Raw genomic sequence first — 21873 nt, 5'->3', positions numbered from 1 at the left:
GGGACGGTGCGGATGGGCCCGAGCCGGACTGGGCCCGCGGGAAGGACTTCAGCAGAGAGTGCGGCGCGGCTTCAAGAGGGATTCACGGAGCCGTGGTCCGGCTCGGGCGGCCCGCGCGCATCATGAAGTCGTCGAGCACGCGGACGCCGAAGTGCAGCGCCTCGACGGGGACCCGCTCGTCCACGCCGTGGAAGAGGGCCTGGTAGTCGAATCCGGCGGGCAGTTTGAGCGGCGAGAAGCCGTAGCCGACGACGCCCAGCCGGGAGAACTGCTTGGCGTCCGTGCCGCCGGACATGCAGTACGGGACCGCGTGCGCGGTCGGGTCGAACTTCTCGATCGCGGCCCGCATCGCGGCGAACGCCGGGGAGTCCACGGGCGCCTGGAGCGGGATCTCCTCGTGCTGGAACTCCCATGTCACGTCCGGCCCGGTGAGCCGGTCGAGGGTGGCGCGGAACTCCTCCTCGCCGCCGGGCACCATCCGCCCGTCGACGTGGCCGACGGCGGTCCCCGGAATGACGTTGATCTTGTACCCGGCGTCGAGCATGGTCGGGTTGGCGCTGTTGCGGACCGTCGGGGCGACGAGCGCGGCGGCCGGGCCCAGCTTGCCGAGCAGTTCGTCGACGTCGAAGTCGGCGGCGTCCAGCCTCGCCTCGATGCCGTGCAGCGCGGCCAGTTCGCCGAGCGCGGCCCGTACGGTCGGGGTGAGGCGGACGGGCCACTGGTGGTCGGCGATCCGGGCGATGGCCGCGGCGAGGTTGCTGACAGCGTTGTCCGAGTTCACCTTGGAGCCGTGGCCCGCGGTGCCGCGCGCGGTGAGCCGCAGCCAGCCCGTTCCGCGCTCCCCCGCCCCCACCGGATAGATCCGCAGCCCGCCGCCGGCGTGGAAGGTGAACGCCCCGGACTCGCTGATGCCCTCCGTGCAGCCCTCGAAGAGATGGGCGTGCTCCTCCACCAGGAAGCCGGCGCCGGCGGCGGCGCTGTCCTCCTCGTCGGCGGTGAAGGCCAGCACGATGTCGCGCGGCGGCCGCACCCCGGCCCGCGCCCAGGCCCGTACGGTCGCGAGGACCATCGCGTCCATGTTCTTCATGTCGATCGCGCCGCGCCCCCACACCACGCCGTCGCGGACCTCCCCGGAGAAGGGGTGCACGCTCCAGTCGGCGGGCTCGGCGGGGACCACGTCGAGGTGGCCGTGGACGAGCAGCGCGTCCGCGCCGGGGTCGGCGCCGGGGACGCGGGCGACGACGTTCGTGCGGCCGGGCTCGCGCTCCAGCAGCGTCGGTTCGATGCCCGCGTCGGCGAGGCGCTCGGCGACGTACTCGGCGGCGGGCCGCTCCCGGCAGTCGCCGCCGCCGCGGTTGGTCGTGTCGACGCGGATCAGCTCACTGGTGAACCGCACCACCTCGGCGAGCGCCGCGCCGTCCACCCGGTCGCCCTCGCCGCGGCCCGCGCCGCCGTCGTTCAGGGACTCCTCAGCCATACTGCTCCTCCACCGCGGCCGACACGACGGTGGTGACCGCCTTGAAGGCGCGGATGCCCTCGTACATGGTCGTTGTGGTGTAGGCGACGCGGCGCTCCCCGGTGTGCTCCACGCCCGGCACCACGGTCGCGGCGCCCGCCAGGTGTTCGGCGTCGAATTCGAGCTCCACGGTGTGGGGCCCGGACCGCACCGGTTCGTACCGCCCGGCCAGGGCCACGGCCTCGCGCGCCGCGGCCTCGATGTCGGCGGCGGTACGCGCCGGGGTGCGGCAGACCGCCGCGTACCGCGACACATAGTCCTTCACCGCGACCGAACGGGCGCGCGGCGCATAGCCCTTGGCGTCCTCGCAGGTCATGTCGTCGCCCGTCACCAGCACCACGGGCACACCGTATTCGGCGACGACCAAGGAGTTCAGCAACCCCTCGCCGGCCCGCGCGCCGTCCACCCAGACGCCGGTGATGGAGTTGGCGAGGTAGGTGTGGGCGAGCACGCCCTCGGTGCCCGCCCCGGTGTGGTAGCCGACGAACGCGATGCCGTCCACGTCGCCGTGCTGCACGCCCTCGACCATGCTCAGGGTCTTGTGCTTGCCGACGAGCAGTTGGGCCCGCTCGTCCAACTCCTCGACCAGCAGATTGCGCATGGACCAGTGCGCCTCGTTGACCAGCACCTCGTCCGCGCCGCCGGCGAAGAACCCGGCGACGGCCGCGCTCACGTCCGAGGTGAACAGATGCCGGCAGCGCTCCCACTGCGAGGCGCCCGGCAGCACATCGGCCGGCCAGGTGACCCCGGTGGCGCCCTCCATGTCCGCGGAGATGAGGATCTTCACCATGCACCAGTCCTATCGCAGGTGGGAGGCTGTGCGCAGTAGTCCTGGCGCCGATTTTGCCGGTGTTCCGGCGTTCTTTCGGTGCCTTCCGGCGCCTTCCGGTGTCTTTGATCGGCTTTCACCGTCTTTCTCTGTACTTTCCCTGCCTTTCACCGTCTTACAGCGGTCTCACCGCGTTCTTTCGTCGTTCCTTCGTCGCCGCCGGTCGCGACGAACGATGACTGCGGCCGGGAAAAGAGCTGTCTAACGTGGTCGCGTGAGACTTGTGAAACACGGGGGAAGCCTCGCGGACGAGCTGCTCCGCGCGCCGCGGCGGCTGTCCGAGGCGTTCCGCCGGCTCTTCGCGCCCGGCATGTGGTCCATCGGCCGCATCATCGGCGAGGCGCTGCTGAGCCTGGTGCTGGGGCTGCTGGCCCTGACGCTGGAGGACACGGGGGCCGACGCCCCGCGGACCATCGCGGTGGCGGTCGCCGTCGCGCTGCTCTGCCCGCTGCGCCGGGTGCTGCCCACGCCCGTACTGCTGCTCACCGCCGTCGGCGGGATCGTGCTGCCGGGGCTGCTGGCGCTGGTCCCCGTCGCCGCCTGGTCGGCGGGGCGGCGGATCGCGCGGCACGGCCGGGCCACCCTCGCCTTCGCCGCCGCCTATGTGCTGAGCGTCGCCGCGTCCGTGATCCAGGACCTCCCCCACCTCCTGATCTCCTCGCTGATCTTCAGCGCGCTGCTGATGCTGTCCCTGATCGTGGTGCCCGGCCTGATCAGCCGCTACTCGTCGCAGCGGCGGGCGCTCGTGGAGGCGCTGCGCGACTACAGCGCCCAGTTGCTGCGCGAGCGGGAGATGGTCGCCGGGCAGGCCCGGCTGCGCGAGCGCCAGCGCATCGCGCAGGACATGCACGACAGCCTCGGCCACCAGCTCGCGCTGATCTCCGTGCACACCGGCGCGCTGGAGGTCGACAGCGAGCTGACGGGGCGGCAGCGGGAGGCCGTCGGCGTCCTGCGGGAGGCGTCCGTGACCGCGATGCGCGAACTGCGCGAGGTGGTCGGGCTGCTGCGGGACGGCACCCAGGACCCGGGCCCGCCCGAGGAGGCCGGGCCCGCCGCCGGCGTCGTGGACGGCATCGAGGACCTGGCGCGCTCCTCCCGCGCCGCCGGTACGCGCGTGGAGCTGCGGCGCGCCGGCGAGCCGCGGCCGCTCAGCCCGGCCGCCGACCACGCCGCGTACCGCGTCGCGCAGGAGGGGCTGACCAACGCGCACAAGCACGCGCCCGGCGCGCCGATCGAACTCGCCCTGCACTACGACGCGGACTCGCTGGTCGTGGAGGTCGTCAACGGTCCGCCGCCGGCCGGGGCCGGGCGGGCCGCGGTCAGCGGCGGCCAGGGGCTGACCGGGCTCGGCGAGCGGACCCGGCTGATCGGCGGGATGGTGCACGCCGGTCCGACGGCGGAGGGCGGCTTCCGGCTGGCGGGCGTGCTGCCGTACGCCCCGGCGGGCGCGGACGCCCCGGCGGGCGCGCCCGCGCCGGAGCCGACGACGTTCGTCGATCGGGCGGACGACCTTCGGCGACAGCGCCGCACGGGCTCCCACGGTGACAGTGATCCGGTCATCGAGGGACACGCCCTGCACAAGGAGCTGGCGGAAGCAGTGAACAGGAACGGACGACGCGGGGGCTGGGCCCTGGGCTGCGGCCTGACGGCGCTGATCGTCGTGGGAGGGCTCGTCTTCGGCGGGATCAAGCTCTTCCAGCACGCGGAACGGAGCATGATCGACCCGAAGGAGTACGACGAGGTGACGGTGGGCCAGTCCGAGCGGGCTGTACGCGACCGGCTGCCCGACGGCAAGTCCTTCCTGACCCAGGGGCTGGACAAGGGCGCGCCGCCGAAGCCGGCCGGGACCGACTGCCTGAGCCTGATGTCCACGGCGGACGCGAAGGATTCGGCCCACGACATCGTCTACCGGTTCTGCTTCAAGGGCGGCCGTCTGGTCGAGAAGAAGACGTTCGAGGTCAAGTCGTAGGCCCGGCCGGGCCGCCCGCGGCCCCGGGCCGGTGGGCGGGCGGCCCGGTCGGGGATGATGTCCGGGCAGCCGCACACCCGACCGACCGCTCAGGCCCGCAGGAGAGTAGTGATCAGGGTCCTCATCACCGACGACGAACCGCTCATCCGAGCCGGTATCCGGATGATCCTCGACTCCGCCGACGACATCGACGTCGTCGCGGAGGCGGGCGACGGCCGCGACGCGGTGGAACTGGCCCGGGCGCACCGCGCGGACGTCGTGCTGCTCGACATCCAGATGCCGGTCATGGACGGGCTCACGGCCCTCGCCGAGCTGCGCCGGGCCCGGCCCGAGGCGCGGGTGCTGATCCTGACGACCTTCGGGGAGCAGCGGAACGTGCTGCGAGCCCTGTCGGAGGGCAGCGCCGGCTTCCTGCTCAAGGACTCCGCGCCGGCCGAGCTGATCGGCGCGGTGCGGGCCGCCGCGGCCGGCGACGCCTACCTCTCCCCCGCGGCCACCCGGCACGTCGTGGACTCCCTGGCCGCGGGCGACACCGCGCGCCGCGCCGAGGCGGCCCGCGGCCGGCTCGCCACCCTGACCGAGCGCGAGCGGGAGGTCCTGGCGCTCCTGGCCCAGGGACTCTCCAACGCCGCCGCGGCCCGGCGCATCCATATGAGCGAGGCCACCATCAAGACGTACGTGAGCCGCATCCTGACCAAGCTGGAGTGCGAGAACCGGGTGCAGGCGGCGCTGCTGGCCAGGGACGCGGGGCTGGAGGGCTGAGGCGGGGTGCCTCCACGGGCGTACGCGGCCCTGATGCGTACGCCCGTCCGGCATCTCGGGGCGTACGGCGGCTCGGGGCGTACGGCCCGGGGTCCGGCCGGAAACGCCCGGTCGGCGCGGGGCGGCGGGAATACCTCCGAGCCGCGCGCCGGTTGCGCGGTCATGTCAGTCACACGCGCTGGTAGAAGCGCCGTCACGAGCGATCCGCGGGTTCTGCGCTACGCCGCCTTCTCCGACGACCCGGCCGGGGGCAACCCGGCCGGGGTGGTGCCGGACGCGGCCGGCCTCGACGACGCCGCGATGCTGGGCATCGCCGCCGAACTGGGCTACTCCGAGACCGCGTTCCTCACACCGCCGCCGAAGCGGCTGGCGGACGGGTCCGGCCGCTCGTTCACGATCCGCTACTTCAGCCCGCTCGCCGAGGTCTCCTTCTGCGGGCACGCGACCATCGCCACGGCCGTGGCGCTCGCGGAGCGGATCGGCCCCGGAGAGCTGGTCTTCGCCACCCCGGCCGGGGTGGTGCCGGTCGCCGTGGAGTCGGCGGACGGCGTCCTGCGGGCCACGCTGACGAGCGTGGAGCCGGTGGTGCGGGAGGCGGCGCCGGCCGACCTCGACGAGGCGCTGGCCGCCCTCCGCTGGGACCGCGCCGACCTCGATCCGGCCCTTCCGCCGCGGATCGCGTTCGCGGGCGCCCACCACCTGGTGCTGGCCGCCGCCACCCGCGAGCGCCTGGCCGATCTGGACTACGACTTCGACCGGCTGGCCGCGCTGATGCGCCGCCTCGACCTGACGACGCTGCACCTGGTCTGGCGCGAGCCCGGCGAGGGCGAGGGCGACGGCGGTCACGTCTTCCACGTCCGCGACCCGTTCCCGGTCGGCGGCGTGGTGGAGGACCCGGCGACCGGTGCGGCGGCGGCCGCGTTCGGCGCGTACGTCCGCGCGCTGGGCCTGGTCTCGCCGCCGGCGACGCTCACCCTCCACCAGGGGCACGACCTCGGCCGTCCGGGCCTGCTCACCGTCGAACTGCGACCGGGAGACCCCCGCTCCCACGTCTCCGGCACGGCCACCGTCATCCCCGACAACGCGATCTGATACGTATATCGGTCTACTTGTCGCATCATCATGATCTGCCGCGGGTCGGCGAGGTGTCATGGGTCGGCACCAAAGGGGGGCGGCTTCGGCCATGAACAACGGCGCCATCGTCATAGGGCTCGTCATCGTCGCGTTACTGATCCGCGGTCAGTTGCGGACCCGGCCGGTGCACGGGAACGGCCCGCTGCTCCTCCTGGGGTTCCTGGGCCTGCTCGGGCTGCTCGCGTTCGTCTTCGGCGTGGCGTCCGTCGTGAAGTACCACCCGCTGGGCGCCGCGACGATCGCCCTCACGGCGGCGAGCCTCGCCATCGCCGCGGGGTTCGGAGCGGCACGGGCCCGCACGATGCGGGTCTGGCAGGGGCCCGAGGGCCAGGCGCTGCGCCGGGGCACGGCGGTCACCACCGCGCTCTGGCTCGTCTCGCTGGCCGTCCACATCGGCATGGACCGGTGGATCGACCACACCACGGGGGTCGGGCTGCTCGGCGCCTCGACGCTCTACCTCTATCTGGCGGTGACCCTCGCCGTGCAGAGCCTGCTGGTACGGCGCCGGGCCGCGGCCCTCGCCTGACCGGCGGCCCGGCCCGTACGCCCGTACGCCGCCGGACCTCCGTACGCCGCCGCCCGTACGGCTCCGTACGCCTCCGTGCCTCCCTACGCCGCCGCCCCTTCGTGCGGTCCCCGGAGCGGGGGGCCGGGCCGGTCGAACGGCGGAGGCCGGGAGGCGGGCGGGGCGGACAGGCACCAGAGTGGAGGGTCCAGGCAGCCGACCGGGAGTGTGCGCATGGCCGATGTCACCGTCTCTCCGCCGTCCCACCGGGAGAACGGGCCCGCCCACCGAGGGGCGGACGGCAGCGCTCCCGAGGCCGTGCGGCGGGCGACGGCCGGGCGGTTCGCCGCCGTCGCCGACCTCATCGCCGCGGGAAGCATGGAGTTCCCGCTGCCCGGCTCCGGCCGGACCGGACGGCGCTTCGCCGCGCTGCGCGCCGTCGCGGAGGAGGACCTGTCCCTGGCCCGGCTGGTCGAGGGGCATGTGGACGCCGTCGCGATCCTCGCGGAGCTGGGCGGGCCGGCGCCCGCGCCCGGACAGCGGTGGGGCGTGTGGGCCGCGGAGCCGCCCGGTGCGGGGCTGACGGCCGTCCGTACGGCCGAGGGCTGGCTGCTGTCCGGGGTCAAGCAGTACTGCTCCGGCGCGCACAGTTGTACCCACGCCCTGGTCACGGCGCGGGCGGCGGACGGGCGGCGGCTCTTCGCCGTCCGCACGGACACCGGCTGCGAGCCGGTCCCCGGCACCTGGCAGGCGATCGGCATGGCCGGCAGCGACACGCCCGACGTGACGTTCTCGGAGGTGCCGGCCGCCGCCGTGGGCGGCGTCGAGTCCTACGTGCGCCGGCCCGGCTTCCAGCACGGCGGCATCGGCGTGGCGGCCTGCTGGTACGGCGGGGCCCTGGCCGTGGCGGGGGCCCTGCGCCGCGCCGCCGAGCGCCACGCCGACCCGCACACCGACGCCCACCTCGGCGCGGTCGACGCCCAGTTGCAGGCGGCGGGCACGGTCCTGCGGCAGGCCGCCGTGGAGATCGACGGCGACCCGCTGGACACGCGGGGCGGCGCCCGTACGCGCGGCATGCGGGTCCGGGCCTTCGTCGAGTCGGTCTGCGCCGATGTCCTCACCCGGGTGGGGCGGGCCACCGGCGCGGGGCCGCTGTGCCACGACCCCAGGCACGCCCGTACCGCGGCCGACCTGGCCGTCTACCTCCGCCAGCACCACGGCGAACGCGATCTCGCCGCGCTCGGCGCGCTGCTGGCCCGGCCGGAGGCGGAGCGGTGAACGCGCCGCACACCCGCACCCGGTACGCCGACCCGCTCCAGGCCCCCGGCACCGAGGAGCGCCTGTGGCGGGCCTGGCGGGGCTGGACGGCGCTGCCCGAGGCGCGGCTGCCGCGCGGGGGCCGCGTCGTGGTGGCGGCGGCCCACCCGGACGACGAGGTGCTCGGCTTCGGCGGGGCGATCTCCCTGCTGGCCGGGGCCGGCTCGGACCTCACGGTCGTCGCCGTCACCGACGGCGAGGGCTCGCACCCGGCCGCCCGCGCGGTGACCCCGGCCGCCATGGCCCGGCGCCGCGCCGAGGAGCGGCGGGCGGCGCTGCGCGAACTCGGCGCGCCGGACGCCGGGATCGTCCGGCTCGGCGTCCCCGACACCCGCGTCGCCCGGCACGAGCGGGCCGTGGCCCGGGCGCTCGCGCCGCTGCTGCCGGGCGCCGCGCTGCTCGCCGCCCCGTGGACCGGCGACGTGCACAGCGACCACGAGGCGACGGGCCGCGCGGCCCGCGCGGCGGCGGCCCGCGCCGGCGTGCGCTGCCTGCTCTACCCCGTGTGGCTGTGGCACTGGGCGCGGCCCGGCGATCCACGGGTCCCGTGGGAGGAGGCGGCCCGCATCGACCTGCCGCCCGAGGCCCGCGGGCGCAAGGCGGCGGCGGTCGCCCGGTTCGTCAGCCAGACCGAGCCCCTCGGGCCCGCGCCGGAGGAGGCGGCGATCCTTCCGCCGGAGGAGATCGCACACCATCTGCGTGACGTGGAGGTCGTTTTCCCGTGAGCACACCGTCCACCCCCTCCACCCCGGCCTCGTACTTCGAGGACCTGTACCGGGAGGCGGCCGACCCCTGGCACCTGGCGGAGCGCTGGTACGAACACCGCAAGTACGAGCTGACCGTCGCCTCCCTGCCGCAGCGCCGCTACCGCCGCGCCTTCGAACCCGCCTGCTCCGTCGGCGAGTTGACCTCGCGGCTGGCCCAGCGGTGCGACTCGCTGCTGGCCTGCGACCGGATCGAATCGGCCGTGGAGAGCGCGTCCCGGCGCACACGGGACCTCCCCCAGGTGGAGGTGCGCCGGCTCGCCGTGCCCGACGAGTGGCCCGAGGGCGCCTTCGACCTCATCGTGCTGTCCGAACTGCTCTACTACTTCGACACCGAGACCCTGGACCGGCTGCTGACCCGGACCGTCGATGCCCTGGAGCCGGGCGGCACCGTCGTCGCCGTCCACTGGAACCACCGGGTGCCCGAGCACGTACGCACCGGCGCCGAGCTGGCGAGCGTCCTCGCGTCCGTACCGAGCCTGGCCGTGACGGGCGAGCACTTCGAGGAGGACTTCGTCCTCCAGACGCTCAACCGGCGGCTCCCGGACGGCTCCGCCCCGCCCTCCCCCGCCGCCCGCGAGGGCCTGGTGTGAGACCGCGCGCCATCGCCGTCGTCGTACCGGCGCACGACGAGGAGGCGCTGCTGCCGCGCGCCCTGGCCGCCCTCGGCGCCGCCCGCCGGCACGCCTCCCTCGCCGGGGTGCGGGTGCTGACCGTGGTGGCCGCCGACCGGTGCCGGGACGCCACCGCGGCGCTCGCGCGCCGCGCCGGGGCGCACGTCCTGCCCGTGGACTACCGCAACGTCGGCCTGGCCCGCGCGGCCGCCGTCGCGTACGCGCTGGACGTCTTGGGCGGGCCGGCGGGCGTCTGGGTGGCGTCCACCGACGCCGACAGCGCCGTCCCCGCCGACTGGCTGGCCTTCTACACGGCGCGCGGGCGGGAGGGGTGGGAGGCGGTGGTCGGGACCGTGACCGTCGACGCCTGGCCGCCGGCGGCGCGCGGCGCGGCGGACCGCCACCAGCGGCAGTACTACGCCACCAGGCCGCCGTACGGGCCGTGGCACCACCCGCATGTGCACGGCGCCAACCTGGGGGTGAGCGCGGAGGCGTACGTACGCGCCGAGGGCTTCCCGCCGCTGCCGCTCGGCGAGGACCACGCTCTCGTCGCCGCGCTCGACCGCCGGGGCCACCGCGTCCTGCGGACCTCCGACTGCCCCGTCGCCACCTCGGGCCGGCTGCGGCCGCGCGCCCACGGCGGCTTCGGCGACGCCATCGCCGCCCTCGCGCCGCGCCCCTGAACCGCGCGCTCCGGCCGGCCCCCGTACGGCCGGGGGCGGCCGGAGCTTCGGATGTACGGCGGCGCGTCGGCGGCCGGCTGTTCGTGCCGGCGGTCGGCTGTCAGGCCCGACGGCCCGTTGTCAGTCCCGGCGGCCGATTGTCAGTGCCGGCGGCCCGTTGTCAGTGGCGGCCGCGGGCGCTGGAGGAGGCGCCGCCGAAGAGGCGGGCGAGGGCGCGGAAGGGCAGGATGACGACGGTGGCGATGGCCCCGCCGATGGCACGCAGAACGTCCGCGATGGCCCTCAACATGACTGTTCCTCTCGTAGGTCGACCGGTGGTGCCCCGCGTCGTACCAGTGCTTCTTCGGCCGCCGGCTCAGCGTCCGACGGCTTTGCGGAGCTGTTCCTTGTTCATGGTGGAGCGGCCTTCGACGTTCTTCTTTTTCGCTTCCGCGTAGAGCTGGTCCTTGGTCGGGCTCACGGGGCCCTTGTGGGAGCGTTCGCCGCCCCGCTCCGAGGCGGATTTCGGATCGCGCGTCGAGGTTTTGCTGGCCGTTTTCGCCTCGCCGGTACGGGCGCGTTCCTTGTTCACGGTGCGCGAGGCGATTTCCTTCGCGCGCCCTTCGGAGCGGCCGCGCTCCTCGGCCTGTTCCTTGATGTGCTCGTACTGCCGCTCGCGCTTCTTGTTCGCACCTGCGGGCATGATGTCGCTCCTAGCTCTGGGGGCTGGTATCGGGGGTCTGGGAAATGCCTTCGGGAAACTACGGAAGACGGGCTACGGGAAAGGACTGTGGGAAATGGTTCCGGGGGGCTTTCACATGTTCCTGGCCGCCCTCTCCACCCTGGCCGCCCTGACGCACCGGCGCATCTCCTCCCCGTACGGCAGCGCGATGCAGGCGCCGATGGCGACGGCGAGGCCGCCGAGGTAGCGGGCCGGAAGGGGGCGTTCCTTGGGGAGCAACTTCCAGTCGTCGCGGTACGGGCCGCCGCGCAGCGTGGCGCGCACCTGATCGGCGTGGAGGCAGCAGGTGAACGCCAGCGCCGCCAGCGGCAGTACCTCCAGGAAGCTGTGGATGTGCTGCTCCACCGGGCGTACTTCCCGCTCGCCCGTCGCCAGGCTCACGTCCCACAGGGCGGTGGCGCCGTGCACCACGGCCGCGCCGCCCATGGCCGACAGGACCAGCGGGTTGATCTTGGCGAGCAGGCCCATGGCGACCGGGATGCCCGCCTCCGTCATCATCAGCGCGTGCAGGGCGGATTCCCGTACGCCGCTGGTGTGCTCGATGCGGGTGCGCCGGTGCATGATCCAGTCCGCCACGGCGGGCACGAACCAGAGCGGCACCACTCCGTACATCAGAAACCGGCGGTTGACGTCCTCCACGTCCAGCGAGTGCGGTGGTACGGGCAGGTCGGGCGGGCGCCGCCAGCGCCGCCAGGCTCGGACCACTGGGCTGTGACGAAGATCCATGACACCTCCGGGATCGCTGCCTGTGCTGCCGGGCCCGCCGGGCGCCGGCCTGGCGGGGCCGGGACCGTCGCGGGGTGCCGGGTGCCCCGGACACCGGGCGTGACACCTCTTCCCGGCCAACCAGGCCGCGTTTCCAGCCAACCAGGCCGCGGGGGACTCGGCATGTCGAGGCGGTCCGCGAGGGCCACGGGCTCGGCGCCGGGCGCGCCGGTCACTCGGCGGTGACCAGGCCGCGACGCTCCGCATGCGAGGCCGACCGGGCGTACGTAGGCTTCGCCGTGAGCCGAGCGGGCACTCGGCCTACGACGTCGCGACACGCGACGTCACGGCATACGTCTTCATGACACACGACGTCACGGCATACGTCTTCATGACACACGACTTCATGACATACGACGTCACGGCAGACGAGAGGAGCAGCAGTGTCCGCCTCAGAGTCCAACGGTGACCACCGCGCCTCGCCCGACCGACCTCACCAGGCGCCCACCGCGGCGGCTCGCGAGGACGGCGGGCCGGCGGCCTCGGAAGCGGTCGCGGCGGCGCATGACGCGTATCCGCATCAGGACGACCGTACGGATCCGGACTGGAACATCATCCGCAGCGTGAACTGACGTGCGCTGAGCGGCGCCGACCGGACGGCCTCCGGGCCCCGCGTCGGCGGAACGGCCGCCCCGGCCGCACGGGGAGCACGAAGAGCACGGGGGAAACCCGCCGCCTGCCGGACGGCTCTCGGCGGGACGGCCCGCGGGGCGCCCGGCCGCCGCGGCGAAGACCCCACAAGGAGTTCGGCATGAGGGCTGTGACCTGGCAGGGCAAGCGGGACGTACGCGTGGAGACGGTCCCCGACCCGAGGATCATCGACCCGACCGACATCGTCGTGCGCATCACCTCGACGGGCATCTGCGGCTCGGACCTCCACCTCTACGAGGTGCTCGGGCCGTATCTGGACCCCGGCGACATCCTCGGCCACGAGCCGATGGGGATGGTCGAGGAGGTCGGACCGGAGGTAACCACGCTGTCCGTGGGCGACCGGGTCGTCATCCCCTTCAACGTCTCCTGCGGCACGTGCTGGATGTGCGGGCAGGGCCTGCACTCCCAGTGCGAGACCACCCAGGTGACGGAGCGCGGCACGGGCGCGTCCCTGTTCGGCTTCTCCAAGCTCTACGGTCAGGTGCCCGGCGGGCAGGCGGAGCTGATGCGCGTGCCGTTCGGCGACACGCTGCCGATCAAGGTGGAGCACGGGCCGCCCGACCAGCGGTACGTCTACCTCTCCGACGTGCTGCCCACCGCCTGGCAGTCCGTCGCGTACGCCGATATCCCCAAGGGCGGCACCGTCACGGTCGTGGGCCTCGGGCCCATCGGCGAAATGGCCGCCCGGATCGCCCTGCATCAGGGCGCGAGCCTGGTGATCGGCGTCGACCTCGTCCCCGAGCGGCTGGCCCGGGCGCGCTCCCGGGGCGTACGGACCATCGACCTCACCGAGCACCGCAAGGGCGTCGGCGACGAGGTGCGCGCGCTGACGGGCGGGCGCGGCACGGACGCCGTCATCGAGGCCGTCGGCATGGAGGCGCACGGCGCGCCCGCCGTCAAAGCGGCCCAGCAGGTGGCCGGGCTGCTCCCGGAGAAGGTGGGCGAGAAGGTGCTGGGCCGGCTCGGCGTGGACAGCATGACGGCCTTCAACACGGCCGTCGACGCCGTGCGGCGCGGCGGCACCGTCTCGCTGATCGGCGTCTACGGCGGCGCCATCGACCCCGTCCCCATGCTGACCATGTTCGACAAGCAGCTCCAGCTCCGCATGGGCCAGGCCAACGTCAAACACTGGGTCGACGCCATCCTCCCGCTCCTGGACGACGATGACGTCCTGGGCGTCGAGGACTTCGCCACCCACACCCTGCCGCTGGAAGACGCCCCCGCCGCGTACAAGACCTTCCAGGCCAAACAGGACGGCATGATCAAAACCATCCTGCGGCCCTGAGCCGGCCGCCTCTTGGGTGCACCGCCCGGCGCAGCCGTTTGTCAGGGGCGGCCGTGTTCGGTGGCGAGGCCGAGGGAGGCGGCGATGGCCTGGACATTCTCGTAGCGCCCGTTTTCGGGGAGCCGTTCGGCGAGGTCGACCAGCCGGTCCGGGGCGTGGTGTTCGCGCAGGGAGGCCAGGACGGCGGAGCGGTCGGCCGGGTAGATGCCGCGGCCGAGGTGGCGGGCGAGGTCGGAGCGGATCGCGACATCGCGTTCGGTCATGCCGTCGGGTACGCCCGTATCGGCGGAGACGCCGCCCTCGAATTCGTCGGCGGGGTCGCGGGCGACGGCCGGCTGGTCCTCGCCGGAGGGCTGGAGTTCGTGCTCCTCGTCGGTGCGCAGCCACCTGTCGGCGTTCAATTCGCCGCGCAATTGCTTCTTCATCATGTCGTCCCGCACGGGACCGGTCTTGTCCGAGCCATGCTGCATGGCCATTCTCGCCTCCTGGGGTGCGGGCGCATATGCCCGATACACCGGTCGGCTTCGGCTTCCGCCGGGGCGCCGGCCCATCGTGTTACGGAACCGGGGCCCCGCTTCTCACCCTTCCGGCTTAACAGGCGCGCCGGAGACTTTCAACATCTGGCGGTGCGCGCGGGGCGGCGGCGGGCGCGGGGCGGGATCTGTGGGCATTCCCACACACATGTGTTGCAGTGGATCGAGAAAGGGAACTCGTGACGGCGCTGGAACAGGCGTCGAGGGAGCTGGAAGACGCATCCGGAAATATCGAGGAGGAAGTGCCATGCAACTCTCATTCCTCAAGCCGCTCGGCGACCGGCCGGGCCCCTGGGCGTCGGTCTATGTCGACACCACGCACAACACCGAGGACGCGGAGAAGCGCCAGGAGCTGGCGGCCCGCGCCACCGCCGCCGAACTGCGGGAGCAGGGGGCGGACGACGCGACGGTGCGGGCGGTCCAGGACCGGCTGACGGAGGCGGGCGAGGAGGGCACGACGGCATCGGCCGGCCGGGCCCTGTTCGCGGCGGACGGCGATGTCGTGCTCGATGTGCCGCTCCCCGGCGCGCCGTCCGCGCCGTTCGCGGAGTGGGGGCCGCTCCCCCGGCTCACCCCGCTGGTCGAGACGGTCGGCGAGGCGCCGGTCTGCCTCGTCGTCTCGGTGGACCGTACGGGGGCGGACTTCGTGCTGCGCGCGGCCGGGAGCGGCGGCGGGGAGCGCGCCGAGGCCGGCGGGGTCAGCGGCGCCGACTGGCCGATCCACCGCACCGCCTCGGCCGACTGGTCCGAACGCCACTTCCAGAACAGGGTGGAGAACACCTGGGAGCACAACGCCGGCGAGATCGCCGACGCGGCGGCCGAGGCGTTCGAGGAGAGCGGCGCCGATGTGCTGCTGCTGACCGGTGACGTCCGAGAGCGCAGGGCCGTACACGACAAGCTCCCCGAGCAGGTGCGGGCGGTGACCTACGAGAGCGAACACGGCGGCCGGGGGCCGGAGTCCGCGCACAACGCGCTGCTGGAGCGGGACCTCGCCCAGGTCCTGGCCGGTTTCGAGGCCGAGCGGGCCGCCGCGGCCATGGACCGCTTCCACGCGGGCGCGGAGCCCGTGGGCGGCACCGCCCCGTACGCGGCGGCGGGCGTCCCGGCGCTGGTCGAGGCCGCGCGGGAGCACCGGATAGCGACGCTGATCCTGGGCCCGCACGGCTCGGACGCGCCCCGCGAGGTCTGGGTCGGCCCGGACCCCCACCAGGTGGGTGTGCGCTCCTCGGACCTCCAGTACCTCGGCGAGGTGAGCCCGGCCTCGGCGCGCGCCGACGACGCGCTGGTACGCGCGGCGGTGGCGAGCGGCGCGGACGCCGTCGTGGTCAACGACCCCGCCGACGTCCCGGCGGGCGGCCTCGGAGCGGTCCTGCGCTGGACGGAACCCGCCCTCCAGGGCTGACCTCCAGGGCTGACCTCCAGAGCTGCGGCGGGGCTCCACGGACCGGGGCGGCGCTCCACGGACTGGGATCGCCCCGGCCCAGCCCGGTCCGGCCCGTACCAGCCCAAACCCGGTCCGGTCCGGTACGTCCCGTCTGCCGGACGTCATCCGTCCGGCAGACGGGAGCCCGGCCCCGCCCCTACGCCTCGGGCCCTCGGACCCTCAGACCCTCAGTAGTCGATCAATCCGGTGGCCTTGCTCGTTCCCTCGAACTGCAAGTAGAACGGGACGTTGTCCTTCACATTCTCGGCGGCGAGCCCCCACTTGCCGGCGGTCAGCTTCCGGTAGCGGCTGCAGCCCGTCTTCTTGAAGCAGGTCCGCACATTGCGGGTCTTGTCCAGCTTCACGTTGATGTCCGCACACCGTGTGGTGGTCTTGGCGTACGTGCCGCGGGCGGGCCAGAACGCGGGGTCCTTGCTGCTGGTCCCCGGGGAACTCGTGAAGCGCGGCGCGGACACCGTGCACTTGCGTGCTACGGAGGTGTCGGAGGCAGCCGCCGAGCCCATCGTCACGGCGGTCATGCCGCTCGCGAACAGCAGTCCGGCCGACGTCAGCGATACGACCTTGAGCCTGTTGCGCATGGTTCAACCCCTTCTTCCCTTGCTTCCGCCGGCGTCGGCGAACGTACCGCCGCCGCGCCGGCCGTCTCGCGCTCATCCTCCGTCCCACGCACGGCGCTACTCGACCTGTTTCGCTCTGGCCCGAAGAACGGCATCCCGGAAGAATCGCCTCTGGTTTGTGCGAAAAACGGGGGTTGGAAGAGCGTGGTCTACCGCATTCACTTCACGGCCGAGGACATAGCCCGCACACGGCTGGCGACCGGCCCGTCTCCGCTGGTGGAACTGGCTCTGGCGCTCCGGGCGCTACAGGACGCCAGCCACCCCGTGCGGTTCGACGCCTGGCGTCGGCACGCCCGCACGCGGCTCGGCCCCCGGGCGCGCCGGCTCCTCGAACTGAACCCGGCGGCGGGCTGGTCGCCGGACATCTTCATCTCCGTCGAGCCCGCCTCCCCGCAGGACGCGCTGGAGGCGGTACGCGCCGCCCCGGCCGGCTATCTGCGCGAGGACTTGGCGGGGTGGGCGCGGCTCCAGCGCCGGGTGCCTTCCTGGACCAGCCGCATCGCCGAAGAGCCGGCGCTGTTCCAGGGCCTGGTCGACACCCTGGCGGATGTGCACGCCGAGGTCATCGCGCCCTACTGGCCGCACATCGAGCAACTGGCCCACGCCGACCGCGGTGTGCGGCTGCGCCATCTCGCCGACCATGGCGTGGAGGGGCTGCTGAGCCGACTGAGCCCCCGTCACCTCCGGTGGCGCGCACCGGTCTTGGAGGCCACCTCCGCCCTCGGACACAGCGGCGACATCCGGCTCGACGGCCGGGGGCTGCTGCTGATCCCGTCCCTGTTCCGGCCCTCCCACTCGGTCGTCAACGCCTGGGCCGAGCCCCAGCCCTGGCTGACGTTCCCGCTGCACGACGGGGACCGGCCCGCGCTGTCCCCGGCCCGTACGGCCGCGGCGCTCTCGGGCGTGCCGCACTCCCTGAGCGCCCTGCTCGGGCGCACCCGCGCCAACGTCCTGGCCGCCATCGCGGACCACCCCGGCTGTACCACCACCGAGCTGGCCGTCCGCACCGGCGTGGCCCCGGCCAGCGCCAGCGAACACGCCACCGTCCTGCGCACGGCGGGCCTGACCGCCGTGGCCCGCCACCACAACACCGCCCTGCACACCCTCACGCCCGCGGGCCGGTCCCTCCTCGACGCCTCCACCGCGGTGCCCGGGCGCTCGCCGGGGTGGGCCCCCGGCGCTACCCCGCGTCCCGGCGGAGCAGTTCGGCCGCCTTCTCGCCGATCATGATGGCGGCGGCGTTGGTGTTGACGGAGACGATCGTCGGCATCACGGAGGCGTCGGCGACCCGGAGCCCGGCGAGGCCGCGTACCCGCAGGTCCGGGGTGACCACGGCGTCGGCGCCGATGCCCATGGCGCAGGTGCCCGAGGCGTGGAAGTACGGGCCGGCGGCCTCGGCCAGGAAGGCGCGCAGGGACGGCTCGTCGGTGATGTCCGCTCCGGGATAAACCTCGCGCTCGCGCCAGGGGGCGAAGGGGGCGCGGGCGACGATGTCCCGGGCCATGGCGATGCCGTGCAGCATGCGCCGTACGTCCGGTTCGGCCGCCAGATAGGCGGGGTCGATGAGCGGCGGGGCGGCGGGGTCGGCGGAGGCGAGGCGGACCGAGCCGCGGCTCGCGGGGACGGTGGTGGAGACGCCGACGGTGAAGCCGCGCGCGGGGGCGGGCCGCTCCGGCGGGGCCATCGGCACGTGCATGAACATCAACTGCATGTCGGGGCCCGGCAGGGCCGGGTCGCTGCGCCACAGCAGGGAGGTCTCCGCGAGGTTGGCGCGGGGAACCGGTACCGGCCGGGCCGTCTCGTACACGACGCCGCACATGAGGTGGTCGTTCAGGTTGCGGCCGACGCCGGGCAGGTCGTGGCGGACGGGGACGCGCGTGGCGCGCAGCTCGTCGGCGGGGCCGATGCCGGACAGCAGGAGCAGCCGCGGCGAGTCGACGGCCCCGGCGCTCACGATCACCTCGGCGCGGGCGTACGCCCGAACGGTCTCGCCGCGGCGTTCGAACTCCACGCCCGTGCACCGGTCGTGGTCGAGCAGCAGGCGGTACGCGCGCGAGTCGGTCGTCACGGTCAGGCCGGGCCGGCGGGCGCTTACCGGATGGAGGTAGCCGCTCGCCGCGCTCTGCCGCCGGCCGTCGACGATGGTCAGGTCGTGGCGGCCCGCGCCTTCCTGGCGGGCGCCGTTGAAGTCGTCGGTCTCCGGGTGGCCGGCGGCCACCGCCGCCTCGACGAAGACCTGGGACAGCGGGTGAACGTCCTCCGACGGCGCGGGCCGCATGGGTCCGCTGTCGCCGCGGTACGCGGGGTCCTTGCCCGCCACGGTCTCCATGCGCCGGAAGCTGGGCAGCACCGCGTCGTACCCCCAGCCCGTGCAGCCGGCCGCCGCCCAGCGGTCGTAGTCCGCGCGGTGCCCGCGCAGGAACACCATCGCGTTGATGGCGCTGGAGCCGCCCAGCGTCCGGCCGCGCGGGTACGGGTGCGCCGCGCCGCCCATGCCCCGCTGCGCCACGGTGACGTAGCCGTGGTCGACCTCGGTGCCGCCGAGGGCGGGCCAGGCGGTGGGCGCCAGCAGCTCCGGCTTGGTGTCCGGCGGCCCCGCCTCGATCAGCAGCACCGTACGGTCCGGGTCCTCCGTCAGCCGCGCGGCGATCACGCAGCCGGCCGACCCCGCGCCGACGACGATGTAGTCGTACTCCGCGTGACCCTTGGATTCCGCGTGACCCTTGGATTCCTCGCGTCCCTTGTATTCCTCGCGTCCCTTGTATTCCTCGGACATCGGCGCGCCCCCGTCCACGATGCTCGTGGCTGCCGGTCCGCAGCACGGAGCGCGTCGATTGTGGCGGAGTACGGCCGTACCGTCCGCCGGAATGCGCGAAGTCGGCGGAATTGGCCGGAAGTGCGCCGGAGACGGGCGGCCCTGGCCCGACGCTCCGGCGCTCGGCCCCAGTACGCCGGCTCGGTACGCAGGCTCGGCGCTCGGACCCGGCTCGCGGCCTCAGCTCGTGCGGGCCTCCTCCCCGAAGCTCGTACGGGCCTCCTCCCCGAACGGCAGGTAGTCCACGTCGTAGCCGAAGTAGCGCGGCCCGGTGAGGGCGAGGCCGCCCGGCGAGATCCAGCGCGGGTCGCAGCGAGCGGCGAGGACGCTGACGCGCAGGCCGTAGCGGAGCCCCTCGGTGGTGACGGGCGAGCCCGTCTCGCTGTCCAGGACGCAGATCAGGTCCGGGGTCGTCGCGACGGTCACCCCGTCCCGCGTGGCGAGCAGGTGCTCGTTCTGGAAGTCGAGTTCGAGCACCCGGCCCGCGTCGTCGCCGATGCCCTCCAGCCGGGCCCGGCCGCGCGCGAAGCCGCCCTCGGTGCGCCGGACGACGTCGACGACCTTGCCGGTGAGCAGGGGGATGCCGGACAGCATGGCGCGGGCGGCGGCCACCGGGTCGGTGTGCGCGGCGCGCGCCTCGCGGACCGCCGCGCCGAGCCGTCCGGCCAGCGTGAGCGTCGCCGGTACGAGGCCGTCGGCGAGCTGGTCGCCGCGGAGCACCGTGTCCGCGCAGGAGATCTGGCAGCCGAGTTCCACGCACACGGCGCGGGCGATGCGCTCGGCGGCGTGGTTGTCGACGGCCTCGACGACGATGGTGTTGCCCTTGTCGTCGGCGAGCGCCATCGGCGAGTTGGAGACGCCGATGAGGCCGGGGAGCACCATCTGGAGTTCGGGGAAGGCGCGCCCCATCGCATCGCCGTCGACGATGGGCAGTCCCGCGGCGGCGGCGCAGGCGATGGGCAGCATCGAGTTGACGCCGCCGATCTCGATGGGCGTGATGTGGGTGGCGGGGCGGCCGAGGTGCTTCTCCAGGGCGCGCAGGGCGGTGAGTTCCTCGCCGCCGTTGGGGACGCGTTCCAGGAGCACGGTGGGGGCGCCCATGCCGGCGACCGGCACGACGGTCGCGTCGGCGGGCACGTCCTCGATGGCGACGACGGGTACTGGGCCGTGTTCGCGGATGGCCTCGCGGGCGAGCAGTTGGCCGATGTACGGGTCGCCGCCGCCCCCGGTGCCGAGGATGCCGGCGCCGCGGGCGATGTCGTCGAGGACGTCGAGGGTGATCTCACGCATGGGGGGTCGCTCCGTCGTGCTGCTGGGCGCCGCCGGGCCGTTGGGCGGCGGGCTGGTCGGGGTCGGGTCGCTCGGGGCCGGATCGGGCGCCGCCGAGCCGGCCCAGGTCGAGGTCGCCGACGGCCTTGACGCGGATGCGCGTCGCGCCGCCCGGCAGGTACGCGAGCGGCACCTCCTCGATGTCCACGATCCGTACGCTGCCGGGCCGGGCGCCCGCCTCCTCGGCCCGGCCGGCGGCCTCCTCGCGGGCCTCGGCGAGCACCGCCTCGCGGCGGCCCTCGGGCACCTGGAAGACCCGGTCGACCTCGCCGCCGACCTGCGCGATGGCGGCGCCGACCGCGTTGGCCACGTCGAAGTGGCCGGGGCGGCGCACGTCGTCGAAGCCGGGCAGGGCGCCGGGCACGAGGATCGAGCCGCCGCCCACGGCGACGACCGGCAGCGGCGCGGCCGAGGTGCGCATCCGGTCGACGCTCTCCGCCAGCCGCTCGGCGATCCGCGCGAGGGCACGGTCGGTGAACTCCGGGCTCAGGTGGGCGACCCGGCCGCGGTCGCCGATGTCGGCGCGGCCCGCGGCGACCGCGAGGTCGGTGGCGGTCAGCACGTCGCCGCCGAAGACCAGGGCGTCCTCGGTGAGCCGGTAGCCGACGGAGCGGGGGCCGGTCTCGGCGGCGTCGGAGACGTGGGAGCCGCCGCCGATGCCGAGGGAGAGCACGTCGGGGATGCGGAAGTTGGTGCGGATGCCGGCGGCCTCGCTCTCGCCCGCCGCCTCGCGCGGGAAGCCGCCCGCGAGGATGCCGACGTCGGCCGTGGTGCCGCCCACGTCGACGACGGCGCAGTCCCCGAGCCCGGACAGGAAGGCCGCGCCGCGCATGGAGTTGGTGGGCCCGGACGCGAAGGTCGCCACCGGGTACGTACGGGCGAAGTCCACGTCCATCAGCGTCCCGTCGTTCTGCGACAGGAAGAACGGCGCGGTGATCGACAGGGTGTCCAGGGCCTCGCCGAAGGACCGGACGATGACGGTGGCGAGGTCGCGCAGGGCGGCGTTGACGATGGTGGCGTTCTCGCGGGCGAGCAGCCCGACGCGGCCCAGCTCGTGGGAGAGCGAGAAGTGCACGCCGTCGCCGAGTTCGGCGCGCAGGATGTCCGCGGCGCGCCGTTCGTCCTCCTCGGCGACGGGCGAGAACACGCCCGAGATCGCGACGGAGCCGATCCCCCGGGCGGCGATGTCGGCGGCGGTCCGCCTCAGCTCCTCCGGGTCCAGCGGCGACAGCGGCCGGCCGTCGTACTCCCGGCCGCCGTGGCACAGGTAGCCGTGCCCGCCGACGGCCGCGCGCTGCCGTTCGGGCCAGTCGGTCATGGGCGGCAGCGCGGCCGTGGCGGGCAGGCCGAGCCGTACGGCCGCGACGGGCGCGAGCCGGGCGCCCTCGATGAGGGCGTTGAGGAAGTGGGTGGTGCCGATCATCACGGCGGTGACGGACTCGACGGGCGCGTCGAGGGCGCGGACGGCCGCGATGACGCCGGACGTGATGTCCGCCGTCGTCGGCGACTTGGCCGCCGCGAGCACCCGGTCGTCGTCCCCGAGCAGGGCGGCGTCGGTGTTGGTGCCTCCGACGTCGATACCGATGCGCATGGTGGTGTCTTTCGTTCGGATATGGGTGG

Annotated in this window: 22 protein-coding genes; 12 read left to right on the top strand and 10 right to left on the bottom strand. The window is 74.2% G+C overall.

Translation table 11 applies throughout. The features are described from left to right. Positions 1-82: 82 nt before the first annotated feature. Both IF55_RS16520 and IF55_RS16515 read right to left on the bottom strand, forming a co-directional pair. The gene (locus IF55_RS16520; RefSeq protein WP_048832059.1) at positions 83-1477 is read right to left on the bottom strand and encodes a M20/M25/M40 family metallo-hydrolase; all 1395 of its coding nucleotides are present in this window, start codon (positions 1475-1477) and stop codon (positions 83-85) included. After that, on the bottom strand, positions 1470-2303 hold the full coding sequence (locus tag IF55_RS16515) for a M55 family metallopeptidase (RefSeq protein ID WP_030877384.1): 834 nt from the start codon (positions 2301-2303) through the stop codon (positions 1470-1472). Before IF55_RS16515 ends, IF55_RS16520 begins: the two co-directional genes overlap by 8 nt. A 256-nt stretch (positions 2304-2559) precedes the next feature. Here IF55_RS16515 and IF55_RS16510 point away from each other — a divergent pair, with 256 nt between their 5' ends. The 8 genes from IF55_RS16510 (at position 2560) to IF55_RS16475 (ending at position 10093) form a co-directional block, all read left to right on the top strand. Next, the gene (locus IF55_RS16510; protein ID WP_342668312.1) at positions 2560-4314 is read left to right on the top strand and encodes a sensor histidine kinase; all 1755 of its coding nucleotides are present in this window, start codon (positions 2560-2562) and stop codon (positions 4312-4314) included. Between the two features lie 108 nt (positions 4315-4422). Further along, positions 4423-5076 (top strand): response regulator, encoded by a 654-nt coding sequence (locus tag IF55_RS16505; RefSeq protein ID WP_030877389.1) that lies wholly within the window; start codon positions 4423-4425, stop codon positions 5074-5076. Positions 5077-5238: 162 nt separating this feature from the next. Beyond that, positions 5239-6168 (top strand): PhzF family phenazine biosynthesis protein, encoded by a 930-nt coding sequence (locus IF55_RS16500; protein WP_030877391.1) that lies wholly within the window; start codon positions 5239-5241, stop codon positions 6166-6168. Between the two features lie 91 nt (positions 6169-6259). Then, entirely contained in the window at positions 6260-6736 is a 477-nt protein-coding gene (locus IF55_RS16495; protein WP_030877392.1) for a hypothetical protein, read from the top strand. 213 nt (positions 6737-6949) lie between these two features. Further along, a complete protein-coding gene (locus tag IF55_RS16490) occupies positions 6950-7993 on the top strand; it encodes an acyl-CoA dehydrogenase family protein (protein ID WP_048832058.1) in 1044 nt (347 codons plus the stop codon). After that, positions 7990-8757 (top strand): PIG-L deacetylase family protein, encoded by a 768-nt coding sequence (locus IF55_RS16485; RefSeq protein ID WP_030877396.1) that lies wholly within the window; start codon positions 7990-7992, stop codon positions 8755-8757. Before IF55_RS16490 ends, IF55_RS16485 begins: the two co-directional genes overlap by 4 nt. Continuing rightward, the gene (locus IF55_RS16480; RefSeq protein WP_030877399.1) at positions 8754-9389 is read left to right on the top strand and encodes an SAM-dependent methyltransferase; all 636 of its coding nucleotides are present in this window, start codon (positions 8754-8756) and stop codon (positions 9387-9389) included. The genes IF55_RS16485 and IF55_RS16480 overlap by 4 nt, the downstream gene beginning before the upstream one ends. Beyond that, on the top strand, positions 9386-10093 hold the full coding sequence (locus IF55_RS16475; protein ID WP_030877401.1) for a glycosyltransferase family 2 protein: 708 nt from the start codon (positions 9386-9388) through the stop codon (positions 10091-10093). Before IF55_RS16480 ends, IF55_RS16475 begins: the two co-directional genes overlap by 4 nt. Before the next feature lie 160 nt (positions 10094-10253). Here the strand turns inward: IF55_RS16475 and IF55_RS41210 are convergent, their stop codons facing one another. From IF55_RS41210 to IF55_RS16465, 3 genes are all read right to left on the bottom strand, one after another. Beyond that, entirely contained in the window at positions 10254-10382 is a 129-nt protein-coding gene (locus IF55_RS41210; protein ID WP_281180978.1) for an LPFR motif small protein, read from the bottom strand. A gap of 66 nt (positions 10383-10448) precedes the next feature. Next, positions 10449-10775 (bottom strand): hypothetical protein, encoded by a 327-nt coding sequence (locus IF55_RS16470; RefSeq protein ID WP_030877405.1) that lies wholly within the window; start codon positions 10773-10775, stop codon positions 10449-10451. A 111-nt stretch (positions 10776-10886) separates the two neighbouring features. Continuing rightward, entirely contained in the window at positions 10887-11540 is a 654-nt protein-coding gene (locus tag IF55_RS16465; protein WP_030877407.1) for a hypothetical protein, read from the bottom strand. Between the two features lie 422 nt (positions 11541-11962). Here IF55_RS16465 and IF55_RS16460 point away from each other — a divergent pair, with 422 nt between their 5' ends. Together IF55_RS16460 and IF55_RS16455 are read left to right on the top strand one after the other, a co-directional pair. Further along, entirely contained in the window at positions 11963-12151 is a 189-nt protein-coding gene (locus IF55_RS16460) for a hypothetical protein (RefSeq protein WP_030877409.1), read from the top strand. Between the two features lie 179 nt (positions 12152-12330). Next, positions 12331-13515 carry an alcohol dehydrogenase catalytic domain-containing protein gene (locus IF55_RS16455; protein ID WP_030877412.1) on the top strand — a complete coding sequence of 395 codons (1185 nt, stop codon included), beginning with the start codon at positions 12331-12333 and terminating at the stop codon, positions 13513-13515. Positions 13516-13556: 41 nt separating this feature from the next. On the opposite strand, the gene IF55_RS16450 is transcribed toward IF55_RS16455, so the two are convergent. Further along, a complete protein-coding gene (locus tag IF55_RS16450) occupies positions 13557-13991 on the bottom strand; it encodes a DUF2795 domain-containing protein (RefSeq protein WP_030877416.1) in 435 nt (144 codons plus the stop codon). Between the two features lie 304 nt (positions 13992-14295). On the opposite strand from IF55_RS16450, the gene IF55_RS16445 reads away from it, so the two are divergent. After that, the gene (locus IF55_RS16445) at positions 14296-15450 is read left to right on the top strand and encodes a baeRF2 domain-containing protein (protein WP_030877419.1); all 1155 of its coding nucleotides are present in this window, start codon (positions 14296-14298) and stop codon (positions 15448-15450) included. 209 nt (positions 15451-15659) lie between these two features. Here the strand turns inward: IF55_RS16445 and IF55_RS16440 are convergent, their stop codons facing one another. Next, a complete protein-coding gene (locus IF55_RS16440; protein WP_030877422.1) occupies positions 15660-16070 on the bottom strand; it encodes a hypothetical protein in 411 nt (136 codons plus the stop codon). Between the two features lie 183 nt (positions 16071-16253). Between IF55_RS16440 and IF55_RS16435 the strand changes: the two genes are divergently transcribed. After that, positions 16254-17339: a winged helix-turn-helix domain-containing protein gene (locus tag IF55_RS16435; protein WP_048832057.1), complete on the top strand. Its 1086-nt coding sequence runs from the start codon at positions 16254-16256 to the stop codon at positions 17337-17339. On the opposite strand, the gene IF55_RS16430 is transcribed toward IF55_RS16435, so the two are convergent. The 3 genes from IF55_RS16430 to IF55_RS16420 all read right to left on the bottom strand — a co-directional run bounded on the left by IF55_RS16430 (position 17290) and on the right by IF55_RS16420 (position 21844). Then, entirely contained in the window at positions 17290-18885 is a 1596-nt protein-coding gene (locus IF55_RS16430; protein WP_078644510.1) for a GMC family oxidoreductase, read from the bottom strand. The genes IF55_RS16435 and IF55_RS16430 overlap by 50 nt on opposite strands. Positions 18886-19104: 219 nt before the next feature. Further along, positions 19105-20214, bottom strand: a complete 1110-nt coding sequence (locus IF55_RS16425) for an S-methyl thiohydantoin desulfurase family protein (RefSeq protein ID WP_048832056.1) — start codon at positions 20212-20214, stop codon at positions 19105-19107. Then, entirely contained in the window at positions 20207-21844 is a 1638-nt protein-coding gene (locus IF55_RS16420) for a hydantoinase/oxoprolinase N-terminal domain-containing protein (protein ID WP_078644507.1), read from the bottom strand. The genes IF55_RS16425 and IF55_RS16420 overlap by 8 nt, the downstream gene beginning before the upstream one ends. Between the last annotated feature and the right edge of the window lie 29 nt (positions 21845-21873).

Source organism: Streptomyces varsoviensis (genome assembly GCF_000718635.1).
Classification (GTDB): Bacteria; Actinomycetota; Actinomycetes; order Streptomycetales; family Streptomycetaceae; genus Streptomyces; species Streptomyces varsoviensis.
Note: the sequence above shows the minus strand (reverse complement) of the source record. Positions and strands in the feature narration are given on the sequence as shown.